Annotated in this window: 20 protein-coding genes; 10 read left to right on the top strand and 10 right to left on the bottom strand. The window is 64.1% G+C overall.

Translation table 11 applies throughout. The features are described 5' to 3' along the window. Position 1 precedes the first annotated feature (1 nt). From AC0L3K_RS07315 to mdlC, 5 genes are all read left to right on the top strand, one after another. Entirely contained in the window at positions 2-469 is a 468-nt protein-coding gene (locus tag AC0L3K_RS07315; RefSeq protein WP_473365688.1) for a MarR family winged helix-turn-helix transcriptional regulator, read from the top strand. Positions 470-515: 46 nt separating this feature from the next. Then, positions 516-2,225, top strand: coding sequence for an FAD-dependent oxidoreductase (locus tag AC0L3K_RS07310; protein ID WP_473365687.1), 1,710 nt, complete (start codon positions 516-518; stop codon positions 2,223-2,225). Positions 2,226-2,313: 88 nt separating this feature from the next. Then, the gene (locus AC0L3K_RS07305) at positions 2,314-3,633 is read left to right on the top strand and encodes an MFS transporter (RefSeq protein WP_473365686.1); all 1,320 of its coding nucleotides are present in this window, start codon (positions 2,314-2,316) and stop codon (positions 3,631-3,633) included. Positions 3,634-3,666: 33 nt separating this feature from the next. Next, positions 3,667-5,115: an aldehyde dehydrogenase gene (locus AC0L3K_RS07300; RefSeq protein WP_473365685.1), complete on the top strand. Its 1,449-nt coding sequence runs from the start codon at positions 3,667-3,669 to the stop codon at positions 5,113-5,115. A gap of 35 nt (positions 5,116-5,150) precedes the next feature. After that, positions 5,151-6,758, top strand: a complete 1,608-nt coding sequence (gene mdlC / locus AC0L3K_RS07295; RefSeq protein WP_473365684.1) for a benzoylformate decarboxylase — start codon at positions 5,151-5,153, stop codon at positions 6,756-6,758. Here mdlC and AC0L3K_RS07290 read toward each other — a convergent pair. Both AC0L3K_RS07290 and AC0L3K_RS07285 read right to left on the bottom strand, forming a co-directional pair. Further along, positions 6,755-8,287 carry a glucosamine inositolphosphorylceramide transferase family protein gene (locus tag AC0L3K_RS07290; protein WP_473365683.1) on the bottom strand — a complete coding sequence of 511 codons (1,533 nt, stop codon included), beginning with the start codon at positions 8,285-8,287 and terminating at the stop codon, positions 6,755-6,757. The genes mdlC and AC0L3K_RS07290 overlap by 4 nt on opposite strands. 46 nt (positions 8,288-8,333) lie before the next feature. After that, a complete protein-coding gene (locus tag AC0L3K_RS07285; protein ID WP_473365682.1) occupies positions 8,334-9,509 on the bottom strand; it encodes a glycosyltransferase family 4 protein in 1,176 nt (391 codons plus the stop codon). 282 nt (positions 9,510-9,791) lie between these two features. On the opposite strand from AC0L3K_RS07285, the gene AC0L3K_RS07280 reads away from it, so the two are divergent. Continuing rightward, the gene (locus tag AC0L3K_RS07280) at positions 9,792-11,885 is read left to right on the top strand and encodes a GumC family protein (protein ID WP_473365681.1); all 2,094 of its coding nucleotides are present in this window, start codon (positions 9,792-9,794) and stop codon (positions 11,883-11,885) included. Between the two features lie 58 nt (positions 11,886-11,943). Here the strand turns inward: AC0L3K_RS07280 and AC0L3K_RS07275 are convergent, their stop codons facing one another. After that, complete coding sequence (locus tag AC0L3K_RS07275; RefSeq protein WP_473365680.1) at positions 11,944-13,290, bottom strand: lipopolysaccharide biosynthesis protein; 1,347 nt, start codon at positions 13,288-13,290, stop codon at positions 11,944-11,946. Positions 13,291-13,721: 431 nt separating this feature from the next. Here AC0L3K_RS07275 and AC0L3K_RS07270 point away from each other — a divergent pair, with 431 nt between their 5' ends. Continuing rightward, positions 13,722-14,945, top strand: a complete 1,224-nt coding sequence (locus AC0L3K_RS07270; RefSeq protein WP_473365679.1) for an FAD-dependent oxidoreductase — start codon at positions 13,722-13,724, stop codon at positions 14,943-14,945. 29 nt (positions 14,946-14,974) lie between these two features. Here the strand turns inward: AC0L3K_RS07270 and AC0L3K_RS07265 are convergent, their stop codons facing one another. Beyond that, a complete protein-coding gene (locus AC0L3K_RS07265; protein WP_473365678.1) occupies positions 14,975-16,111 on the bottom strand; it encodes a GNAT family N-acetyltransferase in 1,137 nt (378 codons plus the stop codon). Between the two features lie 226 nt (positions 16,112-16,337). Between AC0L3K_RS07265 and AC0L3K_RS07260 the strand changes: the two genes are divergently transcribed. Together AC0L3K_RS07260 and AC0L3K_RS07255 are read left to right on the top strand one after the other, a co-directional pair. Continuing rightward, complete coding sequence (locus tag AC0L3K_RS07260; RefSeq protein WP_007593052.1) at positions 16,338-17,648, top strand: O-antigen ligase family protein; 1,311 nt, start codon at positions 16,338-16,340, stop codon at positions 17,646-17,648. After that, the gene (locus AC0L3K_RS07255) at positions 17,645-18,670 is read left to right on the top strand and encodes a glycoside hydrolase family 5 protein (RefSeq protein WP_473365747.1); all 1,026 of its coding nucleotides are present in this window, start codon (positions 17,645-17,647) and stop codon (positions 18,668-18,670) included. Before AC0L3K_RS07260 ends, AC0L3K_RS07255 begins: the two co-directional genes overlap by 4 nt. 1,009 nt (positions 18,671-19,679) lie before the next feature. Here the strand turns inward: AC0L3K_RS07255 and AC0L3K_RS07250 are convergent. From AC0L3K_RS07250 to AC0L3K_RS07225, 6 genes are all read right to left on the bottom strand, one after another. Next, positions 19,680-20,912, bottom strand: a complete 1,233-nt coding sequence (locus tag AC0L3K_RS07250) for a hydantoinase/carbamoylase family amidase (protein WP_473365677.1) — start codon at positions 20,910-20,912, stop codon at positions 19,680-19,682. Further along, positions 20,905-21,690 (bottom strand): ABC transporter ATP-binding protein, encoded by a 786-nt coding sequence (locus AC0L3K_RS07245; protein ID WP_354170523.1) that lies wholly within the window; start codon positions 21,688-21,690, stop codon positions 20,905-20,907. The genes AC0L3K_RS07250 and AC0L3K_RS07245 overlap by 8 nt, the downstream gene beginning before the upstream one ends. Continuing rightward, on the bottom strand, positions 21,687-22,460 hold the full coding sequence (locus AC0L3K_RS07240) for an ABC transporter permease (RefSeq protein ID WP_027519414.1): 774 nt from the start codon (positions 22,458-22,460) through the stop codon (positions 21,687-21,689). Before AC0L3K_RS07240 ends, AC0L3K_RS07245 begins: the two co-directional genes overlap by 4 nt. A gap of 73 nt (positions 22,461-22,533) precedes the next feature. Continuing rightward, positions 22,534-23,478 carry an ABC transporter substrate-binding protein gene (locus AC0L3K_RS07235; RefSeq protein ID WP_473365676.1) on the bottom strand — a complete coding sequence of 315 codons (945 nt, stop codon included), beginning with the start codon at positions 23,476-23,478 and terminating at the stop codon, positions 22,534-22,536. A gap of 106 nt (positions 23,479-23,584) precedes the next feature. Next, the gene (gene hutC / locus AC0L3K_RS07230) at positions 23,585-24,313 is read right to left on the bottom strand and encodes a histidine utilization repressor (protein ID WP_219678701.1); all 729 of its coding nucleotides are present in this window, start codon (positions 24,311-24,313) and stop codon (positions 23,585-23,587) included. Further along, positions 24,310-25,668, bottom strand: coding sequence for a formimidoylglutamate deiminase (locus AC0L3K_RS07225; RefSeq protein ID WP_473365675.1), 1,359 nt, complete (start codon positions 25,666-25,668; stop codon positions 24,310-24,312). The genes hutC and AC0L3K_RS07225 overlap by 4 nt, the downstream gene beginning before the upstream one ends. Before the next feature lie 99 nt (positions 25,669-25,767). Here AC0L3K_RS07225 and hutI point away from each other — a divergent pair, with 99 nt between their 5' ends. Beyond that, the gene (hutI, locus tag AC0L3K_RS07220) at positions 25,768-26,982 is read left to right on the top strand and encodes an imidazolonepropionase (protein WP_473365674.1); all 1,215 of its coding nucleotides are present in this window, start codon (positions 25,768-25,770) and stop codon (positions 26,980-26,982) included. Position 26,983: the final 1 nt, after the last annotated feature.

Here is a 26,983-nt window from a genome sequence, read left to right as displayed (position 1 = left end):
ATTGAAAGCCAGGACATCCGGCACCGCATGGCGGCATGCCAACATCGGTCGGCTGCTCAACAACGCAGTGCGGCGCTTCGAAGGTCGTGTGCTCGAACTGATGAGCGAGAAGGGGCATGGCGAAACGCGGATCGCGCATGTCGGCCTCACACGCAATCTCGACGTGGAGGGGACCAGACTGACGGAGCTCGCCCGCCGCGCCTCCATGAGCAAGCAGGCGATGGGCGAGCTGGTCGATCAATGCGCCGAGCTCGGCCTGGTCGATCGCATCGCCGATCCCACCGATCGGCGCGCGCGCATCGTCATGTTCACGCCGGCCGGGCGCAAATGGCTCGATGCGTTCCGCGACGCGGTCGACGTCGCCGAGCAGGAAATGCGCGCCGAGCTCGGCAAGGCCACGATGGATGCGATCGTGAAGGGGCTGGCGGTCTATGGCTCGACGTTCGACACGCTCGACGACATCAGATAGTCAGGCTACTTGACGATATCATCAGGCGACCTTACCATGCAGAATAATGCTGGTAGGGAGAAGCGTCTTGGAAACATGTCTGAAGGCCTCGGTGCTCATCGTGGGCGGGGGGCCCTGCGGCCTGATGCTCGCCAACGAGCTCGGCCGGCGCGGCGTGTCCGCGATCCTGGTCGATGAAAAGCCGGGCACGGCATTCAATCCGCAAGCCAATGCGACGCAGGCGCGCTCGATGGAGCACTATCGGCGGCTGGGTTTTGCCGACGAGATCCGACGCGAAGGACTGCCTGCGGATTATCCGACCGACGTTGCATATTTCACGCGCTACACCGGATACGAGCTGGCCCGATTTCAATTGCCGTCATCGTCACGCGCGGGCGAGCTCGTCAAGGGCATGTCGGGCTCCTGGAGCGCGGCCGAGCTGCCGCATCGGGTCTCGCAAAAATATGTCGAGGCGGTGCTGCGCCGCCATGCCGAACGGCTTCCCGGAATACGGCTCAGCTACGGTCATCGTCTGATCAGCTACGTCGAGAGCGATGACGGCGTCGTCGCCCAGATCGAACGTCTCGATGACAACAGCCGCTTTGAGGTCCGGGCCGACTTCCTGGTCGGGGCCGACGGGCCGCGCTCCATGGTCCGGCAGTCGCTCGGCATTGTCTACGGCGGCGAAACCGGAACGCAGCGCGATTTCATGGGCGGCCGCATGCTGGCGGTCTATCTCCGTTCGCCCGGCTTCTACGCGAGCATCCCGCACGCCAAGGCGTGGATGTACAATTGCTTCAACGGCGACCGCCGCGCCTTCATGGCATCGGTGAACGGTCGCGACGAATTCGCGTTTCACACCCAGCTCCGGCCGGGCGAGGACGAACGCGCGATCACGGCCGACGAGGCCATGGCCGCGTTCCAGCGCGCCTGCGGCGCGCCGATCGACTGCGAAGTGCTGTCGTTCCTGACTTGGACCGCCGGCCACGCGCTGGTTGCGAATGCCATGCAGCGGGGCAGGGTGTTCCTGGGCGGCGACGCGGCGCATCTGTTCACGCCGACCGGAGGCCTCGGCTACAACACCGCGATCGAGGATGCGGTCAATCTCGGCTGGAAGGTCGCAAGCGTCGTCAGGGGTGTGAGCCCGGCGGGGCTGCTCGACAGCTATGAGGTCGAGCGGCGTCCGGTGGCGCTGCGCAACACCGATTATGCGCGTCGCTTTGCCGACTCGCTCGGTCTGTTCGCTCCCGCGCCTGAGATCGAGGACCCCACCGAGGCCGGCGACGAGGCGCGGCGGATCGCTGGCGTCTATCTCGAACAGCACGCCCGCGCCGAATTCAACATCCCCGGCATAACCTTCGGCGGGCGTTACGACGGCTCGCCGATCATCGTCTCCGATGGTAGCCAGCCGCCGCCGGACGCCGCGAACGTCTACGTTCCGAGCGCCTGTCCCGGCGGGCGCGCCCCGCATGCGTGGTTGGACGACGGCGTTTCCTTGTACGATCTGTTCGGGTTCGAGTGGACGCTGCTCCAGTTCGGCGAGGTCATGTCCGCGCATGCGTCATTCGCCGAGACCATCCGCGCGATCGGGGTTGATGTGAAACTCGTCACGCTGCCGAAATCGCTGCGCGATCTCTACGCCGCCGATCTCGCCTTGATACGCCCCGACCAGATCGTGGCCTGGCGCGGCAGCGCGTCACAGGCTGGCACGATGGGGCGCGTCCTTGCCCGCGCACTCGGACACAATGGGAGCGACAGCGCACGGCTGGCAAGCTGATCGACTCTCGCCGTCGCATCCGATCAGCGGCGGCGCGGCCAATAACAACAAGACAACAAAACGACAAATGACATCGGAGGAGGAAGCCGTGACGATAAGAGCATTGGAGGACTACGACGTTGCGACCGTCGCCACTGCCGAGCAGACGGCGAGCAGCCGCCGGCGTATCCTGATCGCCGGCACCATCGGCACCGCGATCGAATGGTACGACTTCTTCATCTACGGCCTGATCGCGCCGCTGGTATTCGATCAGCTGTTCTTTCCGAAGTTCGACCAGCTCACGGCGACCATTGCGGTGTTCGCGACGTTTGCTGTCGGATTTTTGGCGCGTCCGCTCGGCGGACTGGTGTTCGGTCATTTCGGCGACCGCCTCGGCCGAAAGTCCGTCTTGCTGTGTACGCTGCTCATGATGGGACTTGCGACCATGTCGATCGGATTGTTGCCGACCTACGCCAGTGCAGCCGTGGCCGCGACCGTCGCGCTCGTCATGCTGCGCTTCGTGCAGGGCTTTGCACTCGGCGGCGAGTCGACCGCGGCGATCCTCATGGCGATCGAGACGGCGCCCGGCCACCAGCGCGGGTTCTCAGCCGCGGTGATCCAGGCCGCAGGACCCGTCGGTGTCGTGCTCGCCTCGTTCGCGGCGCTCACGATTTCACGGCTGCCGGAAGCGGACCTGCTGTCATGGGGCTGGCGCGTTCCGTTCCTGATCAGTGCGGTGCTGGTCGCGCTCGGCGTCTACATGCGCCTGCGCATCGAGGAGAGCGCGACGTTCCGAAAGGCGAAGGTGACCGAAGCGGCGCCTGTGGTCGAGGCACTGCGGGAGCATTGGCGGCCGATCCTTATCGTGTTCTTCGCCGAAATGGCGCAGACATCCTATTTCTATTTGACAGCCATCTTCACCATCTCCTTCGCGACCCGTCAGCTCGGCGTCCAGAAGGACGTCATCACGCAGGCCGTGCTGTTCGCCAATCTCGTCGGGCTTGTTGCGATGCCGCTCATCGGCGCATGGTCCGATCGTATCGGACGGAAGCGTCTGTTCCTGACCGGAATCGTGCTCGCAGCCATCTCGATGTTTGCATTCTACGGTGTAGTCGCGAGCCGTGACACGATGTTGGTGACGGGCGCGGTGATCCTCGCCGCGGGGGTGATCCATCCGCTGATGTTCGGCAGCGAAGGGAGCTATTTCCCGGAACTGTTTCCGACCCGCATTCGCTTCACGGGCGTGTCGATCGGAAAGCAGCTCGGGACGGTGCTGGGCGGCGGCATCGCGCCGCTGGTCGCCACCAGCCTGTTTGCGCAGACGGGCTCCACCTACGCGATCACGGGATACTACGTCGCGCTCGCGCTCGCAGCGATGATCGCGCTCGGCTTCGCGCATGAAACCGGCAAGTCGCGGCTGCTCGGCTGAGCAGGCGCCATCACCAACATCAGGGAGGTTTTCATGGACGTCAGTCTTCTCATCAACGGGCAGGACCAGGCCGCTTCCGGCGGCAAAGTGTTCGAGCGCCGCAATCCGCTGTCGCAAGAGGTCGCAAGCCGCGCGGCCGCCGCGACCGCTTCCGATGCCGACGCTGCGGTGGCGGCGGCCTCCGCCGCGTTTGCCGCATGGTCGGCGTTCGGCCCGAACGCGAGGCGCGCTCTGTTGCTGAAGGCCGCAGATGCGCTCGAGGCCAAGCGCGACGCCTTCATCCGGATCATGATGGCCGAGATCGGCACGACGGAGATCTGGTCGGCCTTCAACGTCAAGCTCGCGCCCGGCATGCTGCGCGAAGCGGCGTCGCTCACCACGCAGATCGCCGGCGAGGTGATCCCGTCGGACAAGCCTGGATGTCTCGCGATGTCCGTCCGCCAGCCGGCCGGCGTGTGCCTCGGCATTGCGCCGTGGAACGCGCCGATCATTCTCGGCGTTCGCGCCGTGGCGACGGCGCTTGCCTGCGGCAATACGGTCGTGCTCAAGGCGTCCGAGATTTGCCCGGGAACGCACCGACTGATCGGCGAGGTCTTCAAGGACTCAGGCTTTCCGCCCGGTGTCGTAAATGTTCTGACCAACGCACCGGCCGATGCGCCTGCTCTGGTCGAGCGCCTGATCGCCAATCCGGCCGTGCGGCGGATCAACTTCACCGGCTCAACCCGGGTCGGCCGCGTCATCGCCGAACTCGCCGGGCGGCACCTCAAGCCGGTGCTGCTCGAGCTTGGCGGTAAGGCGCCTCTGGTCGTGCTTGACGATGCCGACCTCGATGCCGCCGTAGCGGCGGTCGCGTTCGGCGCCTTCATCAATCAGGGCCAGGTCTGCATGTCGACCGAGCGGGTGATCGTCGACGAGGCGGTGGCGGCCGCCTTTCTCGATAAGCTTGCGAAGAAGACGGCTGCGCTTCCGGCCGGCGACCCGCGCTCCGGTCCGGTCGTGGTCGGCTCGATGATCGACGAGGCGCCGGCCAAGCAGGTCGTGGCACTGATCGACGACGCGATCGCGAAAGGCGCCGTCAAGCTCGCGGGGGGCGACCGGGTTGGCACGGTCGTCCCAGCCACCGTGCTCGACCGCGTGGTGCCGGGCATGCGCATCTACACCGAGGAGAGCTTTGGTCCCGTCGTCTCGGTGGTACGCGCGCGTGGCGTGGACGATGCCGTTCGGGTCGCCAACGATACCGAGTACGGCCTCTCGGCCGCCGTGTTCGGCCGCGACGTCGCGCGTGCGTTGACGGTGGCGCAGCGGATCGAAAGCGGTATCTGCCACGTCAACGGCCCGACCGTGCATGACGAGGCGCAGATGCCGTTCGGCGGCGTCAAGGGATCGGGCTACGGCCGCTTCGGCGGCCAGGCCGGGATCGCCGAGTTCACCGATCTGCGCTGGATCACCATCGAGACCCAGCCGCAGCACTATCCTTTCTGATCGCGCAGCAAGCGAAGCCACCAGGACGTCCATTCATGAATTCGAAAATTCTCACGGTTCGGGAAGCGACCCTCGGTGTGCTTCGCTCCTTTGGCGTCGATCGCGTTTTCGGCAATCCGGGCTCGACCGAGCTTGCGTTCCTCGGCGACTGGCCCGACGACATCGACTACGTGCTCGGTCTGCAGGAAGCCTGCGTCGTCGGCATGGCGGATGGCTATGCGCAGGCGACGGGACGTCCGGCTTTCGTCAATTTGCACTCGGCGGCCGGACTCGGTCATGCCCTCGGCAATCTCTTCACCGCGTTCCGCAACAAGACGCCGATGGTCGTGACAGCCGGGCAGCAGGCGCGCAGCCTGTTGCGGATGCGACCCTATCTCTTCGCCGAGGACGCCGCACAGTTTCCAAAGCCCTATGTGAAATGGAGCGCCGAACCGGCGCGGGCCGAAGATGTTCCAGCGGCGATCGCGCAGGCCTTCCTCACCGCCATGCAGCATCCGTGCGGTCCGACATTCGTGTCGGTCCCGTCGGATGATTGGGCGCGGCCCGCAATCGCACCGCCGGTCCGCCACATCGCGACGGAGTTTGCGCCCGATCCGGCGGCGATCGTTCGGCTCGGCGCGGCGATCCGGGCCGCCAAAAAACCTATCTTCGTTGTCGGACCCGAGATCGATCGCAGCGGCTGCGTCGACGCGATGGTCGCTGTGGCCGAGCAGGCGAGCGCGGCCGTTTGGGCAAGCCCGATGTCGAGCCGTTCGAGCTTTCCGGAATTGCATCGGCTGTTTGCCGGCTTCCTTCCGGCAGCACCAGGAGGGCTCGCCCGCGCCCTGCGCGGCGCCGATCTGATCGTCGTGGTCGGCGCGCCGGTGTTTACTTTCCATGTCGAAGGACGATGCGAATTGCTCGACGACGGAACGCTGGTCTGGCAGATCACGGATGATCCGACGGAAGCCGCAGCCGCTTCTGTCGGCGACACCATCATCAGCACGCTCCCGAAGGCGCTGGCTGGACTGCTGTCGGCGATGCCTGACATCGCGGAGCGCGAAGTGCCGGCCGCGCGGATGCGGCCTGCCGCTCCTGCCGCGCAAAATCCGATTCCGCCGGGCTATGCGCTCGCCCGGCTCTCGGCGTTGATGCCGGGCGATGCGATCGTGGTCGAGGAAGCGCCGTCGCATCGTCCCGCCATTCAACAATTCCTGCCGCGGCCGGGTGCGGACAGCTTCTATACGATGGCGAGCGGCGGACTTGGTTACAGCCTGCCGGCCTCCGTCGGCGTGGCGCTGGCGCGGCCCGGTCGCCGCATCGTCGCCCTGATCGGTGACGGATCGGCGATGTATTGCATCCAGGCGATCTGGACCGCGGTGCAACGCCGCTTGCCGATCACCTTCGTGATCATGAACAATTCAGGCTATGGCGCGATGCGCGCCTTCAGCCAGCTGATGCAGGCGCATCGCCCGCCCGGGATCGACCTGCCCGGGCTCGACTTCGTGGCGCTCGCAAGGGGAATGGGTTGTCCGGGGCGGCGCGTGACCGATGCCGGTGACGTCAATCCCATCTTGACCGAAGCGTTGGCATCGATTGGTCCCGCGCTGGTCGATATCGCCGTCGACGACGCCACGACGGACTTGTTCAGCCACCCCCGCTAGCTGGCGGTGGAGGCACTGGTCCGCGGCGACAAAACGGCCGATGGCAATTTGCTCGTGAAGGCGCTGGTCTTGGGTTGGACACGCGATCCGTCGATCACCTCGAGCCGGCCGCAGCGGTTCAAGGTGTGCAACTTCCTGCCGGGCCATGCCGGTCCGGGCCGCAGAGAGTGGCGGACAATCTGCTTGAACGTCGTCGGCGACAGTTCGACGATTTCCGCCAGGGCGAGCGCTGCGCCGTATCCGCCGGCACAATCCTGGACCGGCCGCCACAATTTGCCATTGATGGTGACGAAATTCCCCGCAGGCCGCGTGCTCGCGCGGTCGATGAGGACGGGGTTGCTGGCATGCGGCAACCACGGGCCCATGAGGTGCTCGGCGTAATAGATCGCCAGCGAATCCGAATATCCGCCGGTGCCGTCGCGCCAAGCTCCGAACAGATAGTTCAGGCCGTTGTGCCGCGTGATCGTCACATCGGCGAGTTCAAGTCCCGAAAGCAGCGTCTCGTGCCGCTCCCATTTGTCTGGAAACCGAACGCATTTGTAAATGGCGACGTCCCCATTGGTCGAGCTCTCCGGGATCATCCACAACGCGCCATCGTCCTCGATCAGGAAGGGATAGGAGAGGTGCCAGGGCTCGTCCAGTACGGGCACGACCGCTCGGACCGGGCCCGTATCGTCGAACTCGATCGCGGAAATGATTCCTTTCCCAACCCGGTGATCGAGATCTTCAAAGAAGACGAATGTTCTTCCCTGCCATGTGATGGGGAAAGGATCGGCGTAGAAGTGATTTCCGGGGTCGGAAAGGACATTCCAGCGGGGCCCTGACAGATCTCCGGTCTGCCAGACGCCGGCACCATCATTGAAGCGCCATCCGACATGCCAATGCGGGGCATAGCAGCAGAGGCGATAGATCTCCTTGGCGATCGATGTCGCTAGGCCGCGCGCGACGTACGCCGCCGGCAGGCCGTTACCAATTCGGGCCGGTCGCGCCAGCTGCGGCAGGATGCGCGGCCGTCCCGACAGGATGGCCGCCACCATGGTCAGGGTTCGCGCCATGACCGTTTCTAGTCCGCCGCTCAGACCGGCCGCGATTTCGGCAGAGGGGTGGCCGCGATCGAGGACTGCACCGTCGACCTCGTCGACGATTTCGATCACCGGCAGATCGCCAGCGAGAATGGCGGCAAGGGCTGCGTTTTCGCCTGCGGCTCCATTGAACAGCGGACGGAGATACTGCCGGGCGGAGCAGTTCGGATCCCGCGCGGCACCGGTGAAATCGACAATGACGTCCGCTGTGCCGGTGCGAGCCTGCATCCGTTCGGGACTGATCTTCAGCCTGTCGGCGCCGCTGTGTTTGCCCTTGTGCAACACCAAACGTTCGAGCTCGAACAGCATGTCGAGACCCGTCGGCCGCGGCTCCGCCGTTGCCGTCCATGCGATCTGGACCGGTACATCCCGGAAGTCGATCGACAGCGTCTCGCGGGCCATCCACCGCCGCGCATGCTCAATTTCACAGCGAAACTCGATGATCATGTCGAGCCGATCCGTTTCCGAGTCGATCCGTTTAAATGCGCCCCGATCAAATGACCTGGCCGAGAATTCGAACGTATTCCTCCACCATGGCGTCCACTGAATAGCGCAGCTTCAGGCCTTTGGCGTTTTGTCGCAGTTCGTCGCTCAGTTTTTGGTCCGTCAGGAGCCTGGAGACGGCGGCCGACAGCTTGGTATGATCGGAGGCATCGACGAACAGCGCTGTCGGTTTTCCTTCGACGGACAACACCTCGCGCAAGACCGGGAGATCGGTGACGACCGAGGGAACGCCGGCGTTTGCGGCCTCCACAGCGGCCAAGCCAAAGGTCTCCGCCTGCGTCGGAAATACGAATACGTCGAGAGCGGCGAGAAACTCCGCCATCTGGCGCGGGGTGATTTCGCCGAGCAGATGCAGCCTGTCCGATACTCTCAGCTCATCCGCCAACTGCCGCAGCCGGGCCTCGTCGGCTCCCTGGCCGGCCAGCGCGAGGTGCCAGGATGGTTGATCCGGCAACAGACGTATCGCCGCGTCGAGCCGCTTGTGCGGGTGCAATCTTGCTGCGCAGCCGAGCAGGGTGCGATCCGGCGGCAGATTGAACTTCTGTCGCGCAGCTTGCTTCGTCAGGGTGAGCGCCTTGTCGTCGAAGCCGTGCGGGACATGCACCATGCGCGCGCGATAAGCCTTGGGGTAGCGCGAATACTCGCGTTGCATGTCCAGCGAGTTGAGCGTGATGCGGTCGAAGAAGCCGAGGCTGCCCATGGCGATGTCGGCCATACGGACCGGCCAGCTCATCGACAGCGCGGATGAAACCTGATTGGCGATGACAGGCGCGCGGCAGATGAGGCGCGCCACGCCGGCGCCGATGACATTGCCGAAGTGCTGAAACGTCAGAACGGCGTCGGGCCTGGTGGCCCTGACATGGCCGCCGAGCGTCCACAGCATTTGCAGCAGCGCCAGCGGATTTCCCGGCCGGCTCGACGCGCAATAGATCGTGTCGGGGGGCTCATCGAACGAATCCGACTTGCGGAAGAAGAACAGATTGGTGACCCGATAGCCGCGGGCGGTCAGCCTGGCGCCAAGCAGGCGCGAGATCTCCTGCGCGCCCGCGTTCTCGGCCTGGGTCTGTACGAGAAGCACGTGCGGCTTTCGTCCGCCACCGTTGGGCGGCGGGAGTGCTGTCGCAGTCGTCTCGCCCAACGCCTTGTTTGGCTGGTAATGGAGCACGGATCCCGACCCACTAGAGAAACGAATTTTTCACATTCTTAACCCCGTGCTTACCATGGAGGCCTCGCGCGGACACCGACTAGCAATAAACGGAGTTAATGCGCGCCCTGTCGCAAGGGCATCGTTCGCGAGGGAATTCCGCTGGTTCCCGACGAAATGAAGCGCGCGCGTTAACCAATTGGTCACGGCCGCGCCAGGCGCGGGTAACCGCGGATTAACCATAGATATTTACGTTGGAGCAGGCACTGAACAGTGTTCGCCAGTTGAATCCGAGTAAAATCCATGACGTTCGGTCGCCGCGCAGACCCGACAAGTTCCGGATCGACCGGTGCCGCCGCGTCGTGGCAGACGCGACATGCGTCAAACGGCGAGTCGCGCGAATCCGCCGCGCGCTTGGGCGGTGCGCTCACGGCCGCGGGTGCGCTCGCTTTCATGCGGAACAACGCTCGCCGCATCCTGACGCTTGCTCTGGCGATTTTTTCCCTTGGCGTCATCGTTCTCTTGGTGATCCCGGTGCGATTTGCGGCGACCGCGCTGGTGGTGGTCGATCCACGCGAGCAACGCGTGACCTCGGAGCAGGACGTTCTGCCGGGCATCGGGCAGGATAGCGCTGCGCTGCAAAGCCTGGTCGAAGTGGCGAAGTCCGACGGCTTTCTCAAGCCGCTGATCGAGCAGCTCAAGATTCGGGACGACGAGGACATTTCCGGGGGACATACCGACCCCGCGCGCCTGCTCGAGAGATTCCGCAACCGCCTCGACATTTCCCGGCGCGGGCTGACCTATGTCATCGCCATCCGCTTCACGTCGAACCGGCCGGAGCGGGCCGCTTACTACGCCAATGCCATCGCCGAGGCGTTCGTCGCCAGCCAGGGCCGCAGCCGCACCGATGCGACCGACGAGGCCGCCGACTGGCTCAGTGGCCGGCTCAAATCATTGAGCGAACGGTTGAAGGCGTCAGAGGACGCCGTGGCCACGTTCAAGCTCGAGCACAGGATCGTCAACGCGGGCAAGGATTCCACCACCCAGCAATTGCGGGTCACCGAACTGTCGCAGCAGGTTGCCGCTGCGCGCGCCAGGACCGAAGAGGCGAAGGCCCGCTACGAGCAGGCACAGCGCGACGTGAAGGCGAATGTCGACAGTCCCGTCAAGCAGGATCTGCTGAGCGCCCTGCGCGCGCAGCGGTCGGCGCTCAATGACCAGATTGCGCAGAAGCGGGCGGTGTTCGGCGATCGCCATCCCGACCTCGTCATGTCGTACAGCCAGTTGACCGATCTCAACAGGCAGATCGAGGTTGAGCGGACGAAGGGCATCGACACCGCAAAATCGGAATACGAGGCCCAGCGCGAACAGCAGAGGGCGCTGGAAGGCCAGATGAAGGCGGCGGAATCGCAGCTTCTGGTCGATGGTCAGGCACTGGTCCGGCTCCAGGAGCTGCAGCGCGACGCCGAGGCCAACAGAAACATCTACGAGCAGTTCCTCTCGCGCTCCAAGACGACGAACGAGCAGCGCCTCTTGCAGAGCTCCCAGACCAAGATTGCGTCGTCCGCCATTCCGCCGCTGCGCTCGACCCTTCCACCGCTGTCCTTGCTGCTCGCCGCTCTCGCGATCGGTTCGCTGCTGACATCGACGGCGGTCGTTGCCGCCACGGGACGCGGATCGGACAAATCCGCTCCCGATATCCGCGACCCCGAACCGGCTCCGCGCCAGCCCGCGACGTGGTCGCGTCCGCCCATTTGGGCCCGCATTCCCGACTTGGCGCCAGGCGAAGCCCCCAGAAACATCTGGCAAGCTCCGGTGTCCGCGACGACCGAACTCGATCTCGGTCTCCACCTGCGTCCGCTGCTGGAGCGGCTGGAGAAGGTGCCGGGACCTCGTGGCAAGGTCGTCCTCGTGATGTCGGTCGGGAAGCGCGCCGGCGGCAACACCGTCGCGCGGTCGCTGAATCGATGGGCGTTGAACACGGGGAAGCTGAGCGTGTTGATCCGGGTCGAGCCGGACCTCGGCGGTGCCGGGGCAGGGCTCACCAAGGGCCAAGCCGACGGCATGATCATTGCGGACTTTCGCAGCGTCGATGAGCTCCTGAGCGCCAGCAAGAAGCCCCAGCCACAGCCCGCGGACGATATTCGTTCGGAGTTCGATCTGATTGTCGTCCACGCCACCTCCCTGGCCTTGCAGCCGGAGGCGGCGGCGCTGGCTGCTCACGCCGATCTTGTCATGCTGGTCGCGCGCGAAGACGCAGTCGACTCGGCCGCAATGCGCAGGGCGATCGCTGCGCTCTCCCGGTTTGCCGGCGTGCCGACGGGCATCGTCGTCAATCGTGTGCCGGCCGGCCCGTCGGCGTCGCGTCGCGGCGAAGTGCTGGGGCTGGCTGGTTGACGCCACCGGCAACGGATTGCCGAGCCGAGCCGTGCCATTGCCTCGGCTGACCAGAGGTCTATTCGCCGGAGTCCGCGCCACGGACCGCGTAGGCGCTGGGCTTCGATGCCGAGAAGCGCAAAAGCCCCAAAATCGAAGGATCGACCCCGGTTCGCCGGCGACAGAGGATGTTGAGCGCAATGGTCGCCAGCGCCAGCGACACAGTGGCCGAGATCGCTGCACCAAGAACGCCGAGCCAGGGAATGAGGACGAGAAATCCGACTAGCCGCAGCGCTACGTTCCCGGCGATCACGGGGACGTACTCGCGCTCATAGCCGGTCAGCTGCAAGATCGCCGCAGAAGGACCGCCCGCTGCCTGGAACGCCGTTCCAATCGCGAGCACGATCAGGACCCAGTGCTGCGCGGCGAAATGCGGCCCGAACAGGTTGAGCAGATGGGGACCTCCAACCCAGATCAGGAGAAGTCCGCTGACCACGCACACCGCGGTCACTTCCGCCATGAGCCGCAACGTTCGCTCGAATTCCTGATGGTTCTTGCTGAAGTACAGCGAGGGAAGCCGACGTGCGCCAAAACTGAACAGTGCGGCCGACAGCATGGCGAAGATGTTGGCCAGCCGCGAAGCGGCAAAGTAAATTCCGGCGGTTGTGGGGTCCAGCATCCAATAGACCAGAATGACGTCGAAATACTGGTTCGCGGCTTCGAGGATGGATGCGACCCAGAAATGAAGCGCGCTCGATCTCCAGCGCGACGTCTCGGACCCCACCGCCGTGCCGCGGAAATCCGGCAGGGTTCGCGCAATCGCGATGATCTGTGCAATCAGTCCGACCGACATGGCAATCGTCATCACGGCGATCAATTCGGCGGGATCGAGCTGGCGATGGCCGAACATGATTGCAAGCAGGAACAGCACGACGCTGACGCGCCAGAAGAACTCCCTGTTTCCTTCTCCCATGAGAATGCTGACCAGGGAGCGTGCGATCTGGCTGCCAAGCATCAGTCCCGCATTCACGGCCGTGTAGGCCGACACCGCGAGAACCAGCAGCCACGAGGCGCCTTTGATGTTCGCGCCGATCGCCATTGTGCCGATCGCGATCAGCATCGCGACGGAGGAAATTTTGAGGCTCGATAGCAGCACGCCTTTGGTGAGATCGGGCTGATTTCCCACCCGATACTCGTTCAGAAATCGCACCAGCAGCGATTCCTGGCCCACCAGTCCGACGACCGCTGCCATCTGGGCGACCGAAAGCCAGGTCGCAAAGATACCAAACCCATCGGGCGACATCGTTCGTGCCGCAAGCGAGAACAACGCGAACGCAAGCGCGCCGCTACCAACCTTGAGAAGGATGGTTCCGGCAACACCGCGCGTCACGTCGCGCCGCATGAATTGGACGATGGATTCAATCATGGAGATTTAAGGGGCAACTTCCCCTGAAGAGACATTTCAGATTACCTGCAAAAGCCTAGCATGCCGAAAAACCGCGAGTGTTAATGGACGGCCTCCATGATCCTGCCGACCGCGGCGATGTCGCGGCATGCCTGTTGCTTCACTATGGAACATTGCTGATCCCATTGTCCCAGATAGAGCAAAGTGCGGCCTGATCGCGTGGCGGCATAGCGCCGCATCGACGGCCAATGAGGCGAGATGAGCCGCTGGAATGCGGACCGGCTCGCCGGGATTGGTCATCCCGAGCAAGCCGCGTGCCGGATCTCGTCGGGCCGGGCAGGTCTCCGCTGCATTAACCGAGATATCGAGAAATGATCGCGTTTGGTCCTGCGATGCGACATCAGGCGAGAGAATTGCACGGGCAATCATCGTTGACCGTTGGAGCCTGGACCATGACGGCGGATAGCAACGCGCCCGAGCCGATTGCCGCAGCCGGCCCTTCGACGATCGTCGCCGACATTGTGATCGTTGGCGGCGGCCTCGCGGGCTCGCTCGCGGCGGCCGTGCTCGCGCGGTCAGGGCATCGTGTCGCGCTCGTCGACAAGCGCGCGGTCTATCCGGACGAGTTCCGGGTCGAGAAAATTGGCGGCCATCAGCTGGAGATGTTGCGCAAGCTGGGCTTCCTCGACGCGCTCGACAGCGTCGCCTGCCGATATGATCAGGTGCTCAATATCAGGGAAGGCAAGGTGGTCGATATCAGCGTCGGCCGGGCTTACGGACTAGCCTATGCCGATCTCGTCGCCATGGCGCGCAGTCAACTGCCTGATCCGTCCAGCCTGATCGTCGACGAGGTCACTGCCGTCAACTGTAGCGACCATATCCAGCATATCGAGCTCGCGTCCGGGAGACGCATGACAGCGCGCCTCGTCGTGTTGGCCACGGGCATGGCGGGCGTTCTCGGTTACAAGCTCGGTATCAAGCGGCGGGTGCTGGCCGAGCGTCATTCGGTCACGTTCGGATTCACGATCGCGCGCCGAGACGATGCGCCGTTCGATTTCGAGGCGCTGACCTGTTACGGCGAGCGCACGGCGGACGGCATCGATTATCTCAGCCTGTTTCCCGTGCGTGCCGGCATGCGGGCAAATCTCTTCATGTTCCGCGACGCGGCCGATCCGATCATGCGCGAGCTGCGCCGCGAACCGGAAGCGACGGTGTTGCGCCTGCTGCCGGGTTTGCGGCCTTACCTCGGCGATTTCCACGTGATCGACCGGGTGCAGAATTGGGTGATGGACCTGTCCGTCGTGGAAGGACATCTCCAGCCCGGCGTCGTGCTCATCGGCGATGCGTTCCAGACCAATTGCCCTGCCGCCGGCACCGGCCTTGCCCGCCTGCTGGTCGATGTCGACCGCCTCTGCACCGAATATGCGCCGCGTTGGCTCGTGACCGAAGGCATGAGCCAGGACAAGATTTCGGAATTCTATTCCGATGTCGACAAGGTCGCGGCGGACCAGCAGTCGCTGAAGATGGCGCACTTCCGGCAGGCGCTGACGTCCCGCAACGATATCGGCTGGGACGTGCGACGGCGCCTGCACTTCCTGCGACGCAGGATCACCCACCGGGTCGATCAAATGCGGCCGGGCTGGCTCGCGCATGTTCGAGGCGCGCTACGCGCCTGAGAGCCGCACTCATCGGGGCCTCGCGCCGGTCAGCGCGTGGGCGTTGAGGTCCGGGTCGGCAGGAGCCGGAACTCCGACATTCGCTTGGCGGCCAGTTTGAGCCAGGGCGCCTGCTTCAGTGCGAACAAGGAAATGGCGCCCACGGTGCTGCCGGCCTGCGTGACCACCCACATCGGCGCGGGCTGTGCGCCGAACTGCTTCTTGTAGGGCTCGTCACCGATGGTGAAATCGAGCATCTGATCCCCGCGCTCAATGCAGTCCTTCGCGACTTGCTCGAACATCAGCGCGCCCAGGGACTGGCTCTTGTATCCGGCAATGTCGAAGGTGCTCATGATAACAAGGAAGCTGCCTCGATGGCAGAGCCCGAGCACGGCGGCAATCACCTCGCCATCCATCTTCATGGCATAGAGCCGGACAAAGGAGCCGAGGCCGCGCTGCGCCATCTCGGAATAGAAGCCGTAATATTCGGAGCGCTGGAGCAGATCTCCGTCGCCTTGCGCCTGAAAGCGCGGACCGCGGAATTTTCGCATCACGTCCAGCGCCTCGATCACGGAGGCGCTGTCGCCGCAGCATGAAAAACTCAGATCGCCCTTCTTCTGGAGCTGCCGGGATTTTTTTGCGAGCTCCTTCTGGTAGGAACGGTCCATCGCGCTGGCGCGCCATTGCTCGAACGGCGCGACGAGAACGGTCGCGTAGGCGTTGGAGTCCATCGCGGCGCGGCGGGGCGTAGCCAGGAGGTTCTCGATCGGAAGCCGTCCATCCGGGAGCTTGGTCATTCGGAGCAGATCGAACGGGCGGACAAGGTACCTGATTTCTGCGCACGCGCTCTCGTCCTTGAGCAGCTCGGAAAAGACCTGCGGACTGCACACCGGAGCCAGATAGTCGGAGACGCGAAGGTCGGCGAATTCGACGGTCCGTATCGGGCCGCGCCGGATCCGCAGCAAGGGCAGCACCATCGCAAGGGCGCCCGTCGCGCGGTGGCGGACCACGACAACCAGAGGCGTTGCGCCTGCATGAGACGCGAGCCTGGTATAGAGGGTGTCGAGCCAGAGCGGATGCTGGAACGCGGTGGCGGCCGAGTTGTCGAACAGCTCCGCGTAATCAGGCGACAGGAAGTCGAATCCCTGCTCGATGGCGATGTCGAATGTGTTGCTAGGTCTGTTCATGATAACCAGGGAAGCCGGATAGCTCGGGACCGTCGATCGAACCGGATCTGCGCTTTATAGCAGGGTCATTACAGGCGAGACACCGGCGGCGTGTGATTTGCGCTAATGCTTCAAGCAGAGCTCGTATCGTTACCAAACCGTTAATTTCTCGCAACGGCGCCGCCTCGCGGGGTGAAGATCGACCTGCGCTAGCGAATTATTAACCGCGCTTAAGGAAGGTCATCTCATGGCCAGCCTGCAGACCGAGGTGGATTCCGGGGCACCCGGGCGCGCGATCTGGACGACGCGCAGCGTTGGCGTCGAGAGGATAGCCAGGATCGCGATCAGCTGTTCGATCACCATCAACGTGGTCGCATCGATGGGCATCTTCAACGCTGCGCTAGTGCCGGCGGAGCTGAGCTTTCTGCAACAGGCCATAGCCCTTCTGATGTGGGCTATCCTGATCTACGCAAGTGCATTCGTGCAGCCGCGCCTGCGGTTGCAGGTCAATCCCGATCTGGTGGCGCTGGTCGCATTCTATGCCTTCGCTATTCTCTCGGTGTTCTGGTCCAGCCTGAGCGTCGCGGCGATCATGAAGAGCGCGGCGCTTGCGATGACGACGTTCGGCGCATTTTGCCTCGTCACGCGCGTCGACGTGGACGACATCGTGAGAGCCACGGCCCTTGGGCTCTTCATATTGGTCGCCGCGTCGGCTGTCTGTGCGTTGGCCGTGCCCGACATCGGGATCGACCACAGCTGGATGCACAACGGTCAATGGCAGGGCGTCTACGAATCCAAGCAGACGCTCGGCTTCGTCGGCGCGTATCTGATGTTCTTGGCCTGCTATCAAAAGATGACGGGGCAGGGGTGGCTGGCCTTCCTCGCCGTGTTCCTGTTGGCGTCGACATGTGTGCTCGCGTCGGAATCGCGCGGCGCCGGCGCTGTCGCCCTGGCCGCCTGCGCCATGCTCGTGACCTCGATGTGGTCGGTCGGCTGCATGAGGCTCTATGCGCTCCTGCCGTCGGTCATGTGCGTTCTGGCCGGACTTCTGATCCTGTATTTCTACGTGACGGGATACGACGCGATCCATATCGGCGATGCCAGTATCGATTTCACCGAACGAACCTTCATCTGGCATTACGCGATAAGCCATTTCAACGATGCGCCGCTGCTCGGCTTCGGCATCAACGGCTTCTGGACCATCCCGTCGATCTACGATTATTTCGAACAGAATCACGGCTGGGTGCTCGACAATTATCACAGCGGCTACATCGCGATCCTGATGGAAACCGGCTTCCTGGGGTACATGCTCTTTGCTGCGAGCGTCCTCCTGTTTTCGCACAAGATCCTTCATCTGATTTCCGCTCGCACGATCGACCGATCGCATTGTGCCCTCATCATCGGATTTGTCGTCCTCAGCTTTCAGACCAATTTTACGGAGACGACGTTCCTTCGCTCGACGATGTTCACATCGGTGCTCCTGGTGGGATTTTTCTTCGCGACGTGCAGGCCGGTGCGACCGACGGAATTCCAGGCTCTAGGAATGGAAGCGGTATGACCGCCACGCGCGCTCGCTGGTCGAGAAGCTTCAATCTCGCGGTAGCGGCGTTCTTCCTTGCATCGCTGTTCTCCCACGCCCACGGGGCCGAGCAGACCGCCGCCCGTTACATGCCAAAACTGGGTCGCGGTATCAACATTCTCGGCTACGATGGTATCTGGGAAGGCGGCCAAAACGCGCCATTTCGCCTGGACAATCTGACCGCCATCAAGAAAGCCGGGTTCGCGCATGTCAGGATCAATTTCTTCGGCTTCAAGTTCATGGGGCCGGGGAATGTCATGGACGAAATCGTCCTGAGGCGGCTCGACGCCGTCATCGAGGAGGTTCTCGCGAGGAAGCTCGTTCCCATCGTCGACGAGCACGATACTCATCTTTGCCAGCGCGACGTTTCCGAATGCGCCGAGAAGCTCAAGGCGTTCTGGCGGCAGATCGCCGAGCGCTATGCCGGAAAATATCCGGCACTCGTTTTCGAGGTGTTGAACGAGCCTGGTGGGGAAATGATGTCCGCCGGCTGGAATTCGCTCCTCAATGAATGTCTCGGCATTATCCGCCGCACCAATCCCGAACGGCCGGTCATCGCCGCCGTTCTCAACACCGACGAGATCCCTGTCGACGCGCTGGCTCTGCCGCCAGAGGACAGGCATCTCATCGTCACGTTTCATTATTACGCGCCGATACGGTTCACCCATCAGGGCGCGCCGTGGTCTCCGACTTTTTCGCGGATCGGGCCCCTGGACTGGGGCAGCCCGGAGGATGAAGCGAAGGCTGCCGCGGACTTCAGGAAGATGAGCCTCTGGGCGGAGAAAGAACAGCGCCCGGTTTATGTCGGCGAGTTCGGAGTGTACGAGCGTGCGCCATCCGACAGCCGGCAGCGATATTTGTCATTCGTGGCGAGAAGCGCCGACAGGCTCGGCTGGTCATGGGCCTACTGGCAGTTCGATCACGACTTTGCCGCCTTCGACAGCGCGCGTCAGGCCTGGAAGCCAGGTATTCTGCGTGCGCTGATGCCGCCGACGCGTTGAAGTCGGGTCCCAAGCCCGCTCATGTAACGGAAGGAGTGTCGGGCCTTGACCCGTCGGGCAAAACACCCGCCACCGCGTCAACCCCTCTTCGCAAAAATATTCCACTTTACCGAAATTCGGTTTTGACGTATGTGTCGTCCATCCCGGCTCATCCTTGAGGGGCGATCTTGTGGTCGTCACGTTCGCGAGCCGGGCTTGCGGTGGACGCGGCAGCGTTCGGGTACGAGTGGCCAAGGGCAGGGCGGATTGCTCTCCGTGAGCCCAAGGCTTCGTTCCGACGAGCGGCGCTGCTAGGCTCGTCTCGTCTGTAAGTTTCCGGCTCCGTCGACAGGGCTGGAAAAACTGCGGCGAAATGGCGAGCCGTGCGTACGGCAAAACCGTGTGGTCCTGGCCGTCGTTGCTACGGTCAAGCCCTAGCGAATGCGGCATCTGCGTCAACCGGCGCGGTGCCGGTGAATTTCGCGAAGGCGAGGGAGGCCAAAGAGAACTCGGCTCCCGGGAGAGCACGGCATAAGCCGTCCAACCATCGCGCAGGGAAGGCCGAGTGATTGGCTACACCTGTATGCTGCTGTGCGGTTTTCCTGCGTGTGCTTTTCGCGCAGCGGACCGCGGGGGCCGGCCGGCACCCGGCCTTCCCTGCGCCCTCTTGGACAAGAGGGTGGAATCACCAGGCAAAGCTCGGGCGAACGCGCCGCGAGGACGCGAAGCCGTGTCTGCGGCTACAGACTCCCTGTCATCGCCCGGCTTGACCGGGCGATCAGTATTCCGAGACAGTTTATGACTGAACCGAGAAGCCGCGGCGTACTGGATTCCCCGCTTTCGCGGGGAATGACAGTGGTGCTGGGAGGACGAAGCTGCCGCCTCATACGCCGTCATTGCGAGCGCAGCGAAGAAATCCAGTCGGCCGCCGCGGAGGGATTCTGGATTGCTTCCGCCTTCGCTAAAGCTTCGGCGGACACGTCGCTGCGCTCGCAAAGACGATGGGGAGAGAGTGGGGCAGCACGTCGTTCTAGCCGCCGAGTATCCGCCGGCAGGCGTCGACGAACACCTGCGCGCCGGTGACGATGTCGACGTCGGCGGTGTTCTCGGTCCAGTGATGGCTGATGCCGCCGATCGACGGTACGAACAGCATGCCCGCGGGCATGACGGCCGCAAGCATCTGCGCATCGTGGCCGGCGCCGCTGGGCATGCGGATGGATCGTCCGCCGGCCAGGGCCTTGCTCGCGGCTTCGATCGCGTCCTGGATGCCCGCGTTCATCATGGCCGGCGCGCCAGTGCGAATCTTTTCCACGGTGACGGTGCAGGGACCGTTCGCGCTGGCCTCGTCCGCCATGCTCCGCAGCAGTTGCTCCAGGCGGGCGATGACAAAAGGATCGTCGTCGCGGATCTGGAACAGCATTTCGGCTCCCCCCGGAATGATGCTGGGCGCGCCGGGATCGAGCGTGATGCGGCCGGTGGTCCAGACCGTGCGCGGCCCGCAGCTATCGGGGAAACGCTCGTCGATCGCGACGCAGAACTTTGCCAGCGCCAGCCCGGCATCCTTCCGTGCAGCCATGCGGGTCGTGCCGGCGTGATTCTGCTCACCGACGAAATTGATCTGGTATTGCCAGATGCCGACGATGGAGGTGACAACGCCGATCGCAAGGCGGCCGCTCTCGAGCGTGTCGCCCTGCTCGATATGGGCTTCCAGATATCCGACATGCCGGCCCGGCTCGGCGGTAGTGCGCGGTCGTCCTGCGAGCCCCATGTCGGCGAGTGCGTCCCGCATGGTGCGGCCGCTGGTACGGTCGCGTGCGACATCAATGTCGGCCTCGGTCACTTGCCCGACATAGGAGCGCGAACCGAGGAAGTGTCCAAAATGTCCCTCCTCGTCGCACCAGGCGGCAAGTTCGACCGCACCTTCGAGCGAGGGATCGGCATTGAGCACGCGGGCCGCTTCGAGCGCGTAGACGACACCGAGCGGCCCGTCGAGCCAGCCGGCGTAGTTCTGGCTTTCGAGATGTGATCCCGCCAGCAGCTTGGGTCCCGACTTTGCGCTGGTGCCGAAGACATTGCCGATGCCGTCGATCGCGGCGGTGAGGCTCGCGTCGGGTAGCTTCCGCACCAGCCAATCCAGCGAAAGCTTGTGCGGCTCGGAGAAAGTCGGCTTGTGCACGCCGGTCTTGTAGGCGCCGATGGCACGGAGCGCATTGAGATCGGCGAGAACCCGCTCGCCGTTTGCGCGTGAAAAGGTCTCAGGCATGCTCGGCAACCTTCAACGCCTCGGTGCGGATCTCCTCGACCAGCCGTTCCTTCAACTGGACGAATTCGGGCGTGGTCTTGATCTTGTAGGAGCGCGGATGCGGCAGGTCCACGTTGATCTCGGCCTTGATGCGGCCGGGACGCGCGCTCATGACGATGACGCGGCTGCCGAGGAAGATCGCTTCCTCGATGTCGTGGGTCACGAACAGCACGGTCTTCTGGTCGCGCTCCCAGATCGCGAGCAGCATTTCCTGCATCAGGGCTCGCGTCTGGTTGTCGAGCGCGCCAAAGGGCTCGTCGAGCAGCAGGATCTTGGGATCATTGGCGAGCGCGCGTGCGATCGCGGTGCGCTGCTGCATGCCACCGGAGAGCTGCTTTGGCCAATGGTTCTCGAAACCAGACAGGCCGACCTGGCGGATGAAGGCATCGGCGATCTTGTTTCGCTCCGCCTCGGGCACGCCACGCTCGCGCAGGCCGAAGGCGATGTTCTCGCGCACCGTCAGCCAGGGAAACAACGTGTAGGACTGGAACACCATGCCGCGATCGGCGCCTGGGCCGGTGACCTCGCGTCCGTCGAGGACCACGCGTCCGCCGGTCGGGCGATCGAGGCCGGCGACGATGCGAAGCAGCGTGGACTTGCCGCAGCCGGAAGGGCCAAGGATAGTAACGAAGTCGTTGTTGCCGATCACAAGATCGGTCGGCTCCAGCGCCCTCGTCGGGGCGTTGCCGTGGCGCGCGGGAAAGGTTCGCGAGACCTGTTCGATCTTGAGGATCGTCATGCGAGCCTCCAGGGAAACAGCCACGCGTTGAACGCCTTGAACAGGAAGTCCGAGACCAGGCCGATCAGCCCGATCACGATGATGCCGAAGATGATCTGGCCGGTGTTGAGCAGCGCCTGGCTGTCGGTGATCATGTGGCCGATGCCGGAGGAGGAGCCGATCAGCTCGGCGACGATGACATAGGTCCAGGCCCAGCCCAGCACCAGCCGCAGGATTTCCGCGATCTCGGGCGCGGAGGAGGGCAGCAGCACACGGCGGATGATGCCGCGGTCGCTGGCCCCGAGCGTATAGGCCGCCTCGACCAGGTCGCGCCGCGTCGTGCCGACGGTGACCGCGATCATCAGGATGATCTGGAACACCGAGCCGATGAAGATGACGAGCAGCTTCTGCAGCTCGCCGATGCCGGCCCACAGGATCAGGAGGGGAATGAAAGCGGAGGCCGGCAGATAGCGCGCAAAGGAGACGAACGGTTCAAGGAATGCCTCGACCGGCTTGTAGGCCCCCATCAGCACGCCGAACGGCACGGCGATGATGGCGGCCAGTACGAAGCCGCCGACGACGCGCCAGATCGTCATGCCGATGTCGAACAGGAAGCCCTGTTTGACGATCAGATCGACGCCTTCCTGCACCATGGTCAGCGGGTTGGCGAGGAACACTTTCGACACGTGGCCGCCGAAGGTTGCCCAGGACCAGAGGGCAACGAACACCACGAAGAACGCAAGGCCGTAAGCCACGCGCTGCCTTGACGTCACGGGATCGAGGGGACGCATCAAACTGTGTATCCGGGTGGTGAACAAGTCTACCGGCCCCGCCGCGAGACGGGGCCGGCGGCTCCTGGGAGATTTACTTGATGTAGCTCGCGTCGAAGAGATCCTCGACCTTCGGCGCGGCCTTGATGATGCCGATCTCCAGCAGGAGGTCGGCAGCCTCCTTGTTGAAGGTCAGGAAGTCGCCGGCGAAGAATTTCTGGTTCGCGGCCTTGTCCTGCCAGCGCAGATACTTCGCCGAGTTGCCGAATGCCTCGCCGCTCTGCTTCACGTCGGCGCCCATGATCTCGTAGGCCTTGGCCTGGTCCTTGGCGATCATATCGAGGGCCTCGAAATAGCTGTCGGCGAGCGCCTTGGCGGCCTTCGGGTTCTCGGTGAGGAATTTCGGCGTGCAGCCGAACGTGTCCATGACCATCGGATAGTCGAGCGTGGTGGCGATGATCTTGCCCTTGTCGGGGGCGGCACGAACCGTCGACAGATACGGCTCGTAGGTCATCGCGGCATCGTTCTGGCCGGAGACGAAGGCCTGCGCGGCCGCGGCCGGCTCGAGGTTCACGACGGTGACGTCCTTCACCGACAGGCCGTTCTTCTTGAGCATCCAGGCCAGCGCGAAATAGGGCGAGGTGCCGGGCGCGGAAGCCGCAACCGTCTTGCCCTTCAGATCCTTGATCGCGGCGAGCTCGTTCCGCACGGCCATGCCGTCGGCGCCGTAGCTCTTGTCGAGCTGGAAGATCTGCTTGGTCGCGACGCCGTTGGCGTTCCAGGAGATCCAGGTCTCCACGGTCGTTGCCGCGCACTGGACGTCGCCGGACGCGATCGCGAGATGGCGATCCTTCTGCGGAATCTTCTTGATGGTGACGTCGAGGCCGTTCTTCTTGAAGATGCCGGCCTCCTTCGCCAGCGTCAGCGGCGCGAAGCCGGTCCATCCGGAGATGCCGACGCCGACCTTGACGTCGTCGGCGAGCGCGGGGGTGGAGACCGTAAGCGCAATGACTGCCGCAAATACTTTCGAACTACGCATGATTGTCGTCCTCTTGCCGATCGATGGATTGACGTCCTGTTGATCATTGTCAGTCCCAATGGACCGTTGCCCGAAACGTTGCACGATTTGTGCCGACATCGTCCTCTCAACCTCCCTTGAATCGGGCGACAAGGCGGTGAGAGTCACCGGGATAGAGCAGCCGCACGGCGGTGATCGTGCGCGCGCTGCGCCAGGTATAGCGGTCGATCACGAGGCAGGGTGCGCCGACGGCGATGTCGAGCGCTTCGGCCGTGCGATCGTCCGCAACGATAGCGCTGATCGTATGCTCTGCCTCTGTCCATGGAACATGGTGAAGCAGCCATGAGCCGGGTGGCTCACGCGAAAAATCCGCGGTCGCCGCATCCGGCACCGACGCGAGATCGATCAGTCTGTCCTCGACGGCGAAAGGCACGTTGTCGGCGCTGTGGCGGCAGGTGATCGCGACCACCTTGCCCGCCTTCTTGACGCCGAGGCGGTCGCGGTCGGCAGCGGTTGCGGCGCGGAGCTTGCGACCGATCAGCTCGTAGCCGTAAGCGCGCCCAAGCCCGGTGATCTCTGCGCGCATGTCGGCGATCTTGAGCACGGCCGACTGGTGTTGCGGCCGGCGGACGAAGGAGCCGGCACGTCGCCGCCGCTCGATCAGGTCGGCTTGGGCGAGCTCCGACAGCGCCTTGTTCACGGTCATGCGCGAGCAGCCGTAGCGCGCGACCAGTTCGTGCTCGAACGGGATGCGATGGCCCGGCGGCCATTCCCCGGTCAGGATGCGCTTCTCGATGTCGGCGCGGATCCGTTTGTAGAGCGTCGGCTTGTCGGCGGCATCTGTGGCGAGGCTCATGCGACGAGCCTCCGGACCGACGCGTTGAAGCGTTCGCGTGCGGTCTGGCGCAGCCGGTGCCGTCCGCCCTCGACGACCTTGTCGCCGCCGGCCCAGACGCAATCGACCGCACCGCTGCCTGCGGCAAAGATCCAGCCGTCGATGACGGCGTCGCGCGCGCGCCCCGCCAGCGAGGGATGCGTGGTGTCGAGCGTGACGATGTCGGCGCGCGCACCTGGCGTGAGACCGACTGACATCTGTGCTAGTGCCCGCGCGCCGCCTGAAAGCGCATGATCGAACAGGGCGCGTCCCGTCGAGCGGCCTGCGCCGGCGGAGAGCACGTTGCGCTCGCGGTGCTTGAGCCGTTGGCCGTATTCGAGCTGGCGCAGCTCGTCGGCGACGCCGACCAGCACATTGGAATCCGTGCCAATGCCAAAGGCACCGCCGGCACCGACGAATTCGCGAGCCGAGAAAATGCCGTCGCCAAGGCTTGCCTCGGTGACAGGGCAGAGTCCCGCGACCGCGCCAGTCTTGGCGAATGCAGTGACTTCTTCATCCGTCGTGTGGGTCGCGTGGATGAGGCACCAGCGTCGGTCGACTGGCGCGTGCTCAAGCAGCCATTGCACTGGACGCTGTCCAGACCAGGCCAGGCAATCCTCGACCTCCTTCACCTGCTCGGCGGCATGAATGTGCACCGGGCCGCCGTCCGCGAGCGGAATGATCGCTGCAAGCTCGGCCGGCGTCACAGCGCGCAAACTGTGCGGCGCGATACCGATATTTGCGCCCGGCAATTGTTCAATCGCCTTGCGCGAGGCGCTCACCAGCGCGGCGAACTGATCAACCGTACAGATGAAGCGGCGCTGGTCGGCATGCGGTGCTGCGCCACCAAATGAGCCGTGCGCATAAAAACTCGGCAGCAATGTCAGTGCAATACCCGAGGCTTCGGCGGCCTGCGCGATGCGTGCGGCTATTTCGCCGATGTCGGCGTAGGGCGAGCCATCGCGGTCATGATGCAGATAATGGAATTCGCCGACGCGGGTAAAACCCTGCTCCAGCATCTCGACATAAAGCAGTGTCGCGACCGCTGCGACGTCGTCAGGCGTCATCGCCAGCGCGAAGCGGTACATCGCCTCGCGCCAGGTCCAGAAGGTGTCGGTGCTGTCGCCGCGCAGTTCTGCGAGACCCGCCATGCCGCGCTGGAAGGCGTGGCTGTGCAGGCTCGCAAGTCCCGGAAGCGCGATGTCGTGGTGTTCGTCCCCGGAGGCCGGGGCCACGCCCGGCGTCACCTCGGCGATCGCGCCGGCGGTGATCACCACCTGCACGTCATTGGCCCAGCCCGAGGGCAGGAGCGCGGAGGCGAAATGCAGTCGTGTCATGTTTCCATGCCGGCTGGACAGAACCGCGACACGATTATATGTCTAGACATATAAGTCAAGCATCCCAGGGCGCAGGGGCATCCGCGAAGGGACAGTTGCATGGCAGAGCGCTTCGACCGGATCTGGTATAACGCCCGGCTCGCCACGATGCGGGCCGACCGCCCCGATCTTGGTGAGATCGAGCATGGCGTGATCGCCGCGCGCGCCGGCCGTATCGTCTATGCAGGTGCGCAGACTGATTTTCCGGCGGATGCCGATGCAGCCGAACGGATCGATTGCGGAGGGCGCTGGATCACGCCCGGTCTCGTCGATTGTCACACCCATCTGGTCTATGGCGGCAACCGCGCCCATGAATTCGAGCTGCGCCTGAAGGGCGCGAGCTACGAGGAGATCGCGCGCGCCGGCGGCGGTATCGTCTCGACAGTGGCCGCGACGCGCAAGGCAAGCGAGGCCGAGCTCGTAGCACACGCGCTGCCGCGGCTCGATGCGCTGATTGCCGAGGGTGCCACCACGGTCGAGATCAAGTCCGGCTACGGCTTGGATACCGAGACCGAGATGCGGCAGCTGGCCGCCGCGCGAAGCCTCGGCTGTCAGCGGTCGGTCGCGATCCGCACATCCTTCCTCGGCGCGCATGCGCTGCCGATCGAGGCGGAGGGCGACAAGGATCGTTACATCGATCTCGTCTGCAGGGAGATGTTGCCTGCGATTGCAAAGGCCGGCCTGGCCGATGCCGTCGATGCCTTCATGGAGGGGATTGCATTTTCCGGCGAGCAGACGGCGCAGGTGTTCGAGACAGCGGGGCGGCTTGGACTGCCGGTCAAGCTGCATGCCGACCAGCTCTCGAACCTCGGCGGCGCTGCGCTTGCCGCGAAATTCTCGGCGCTATCGGCTGATCACCTCGAGCACACCGACGAAGCCGGTGCAGCGGCGATGGCAAAAGCTAAAACGGTGGCCGTGCTGCTGCCCGGCGCCTTCTACTTCATCCGCGAGACGCAAAAACCGCCGGTCGAGGCGTTCCGCAAGCACGGCGTTGCCATGGCGCTTGCGACCGACTGCAATCCGGGCAGCTCGCCGCTGACTTCGCTCCTGCTTGCCATGAACATGGGCGCGACGCTGTTCCGGATGAATGTGGCCGAATGCCTTGCCGGCGTCACCCGGGAAGGCGCGCGAGCGCTCGGCGTGCTCCATGATACCGGCACGTTAGAGGCAGGCAAATGGTGTGATCTTGCGATCTGGGACATCGAGTGCCCCGCCGAGCTGGTCTACCGTATCGGCTTCAATCCGCTGCACCGCCGGGTGTGGAGGGGACAATGAC

The organism is Bradyrhizobium sp. MI1.10, from assembly GCF_055811035.1.
The sequence above is the reverse complement of the archived record's forward strand: the minus strand, read 5'-3'. Positions and strand labels throughout refer to the sequence as shown.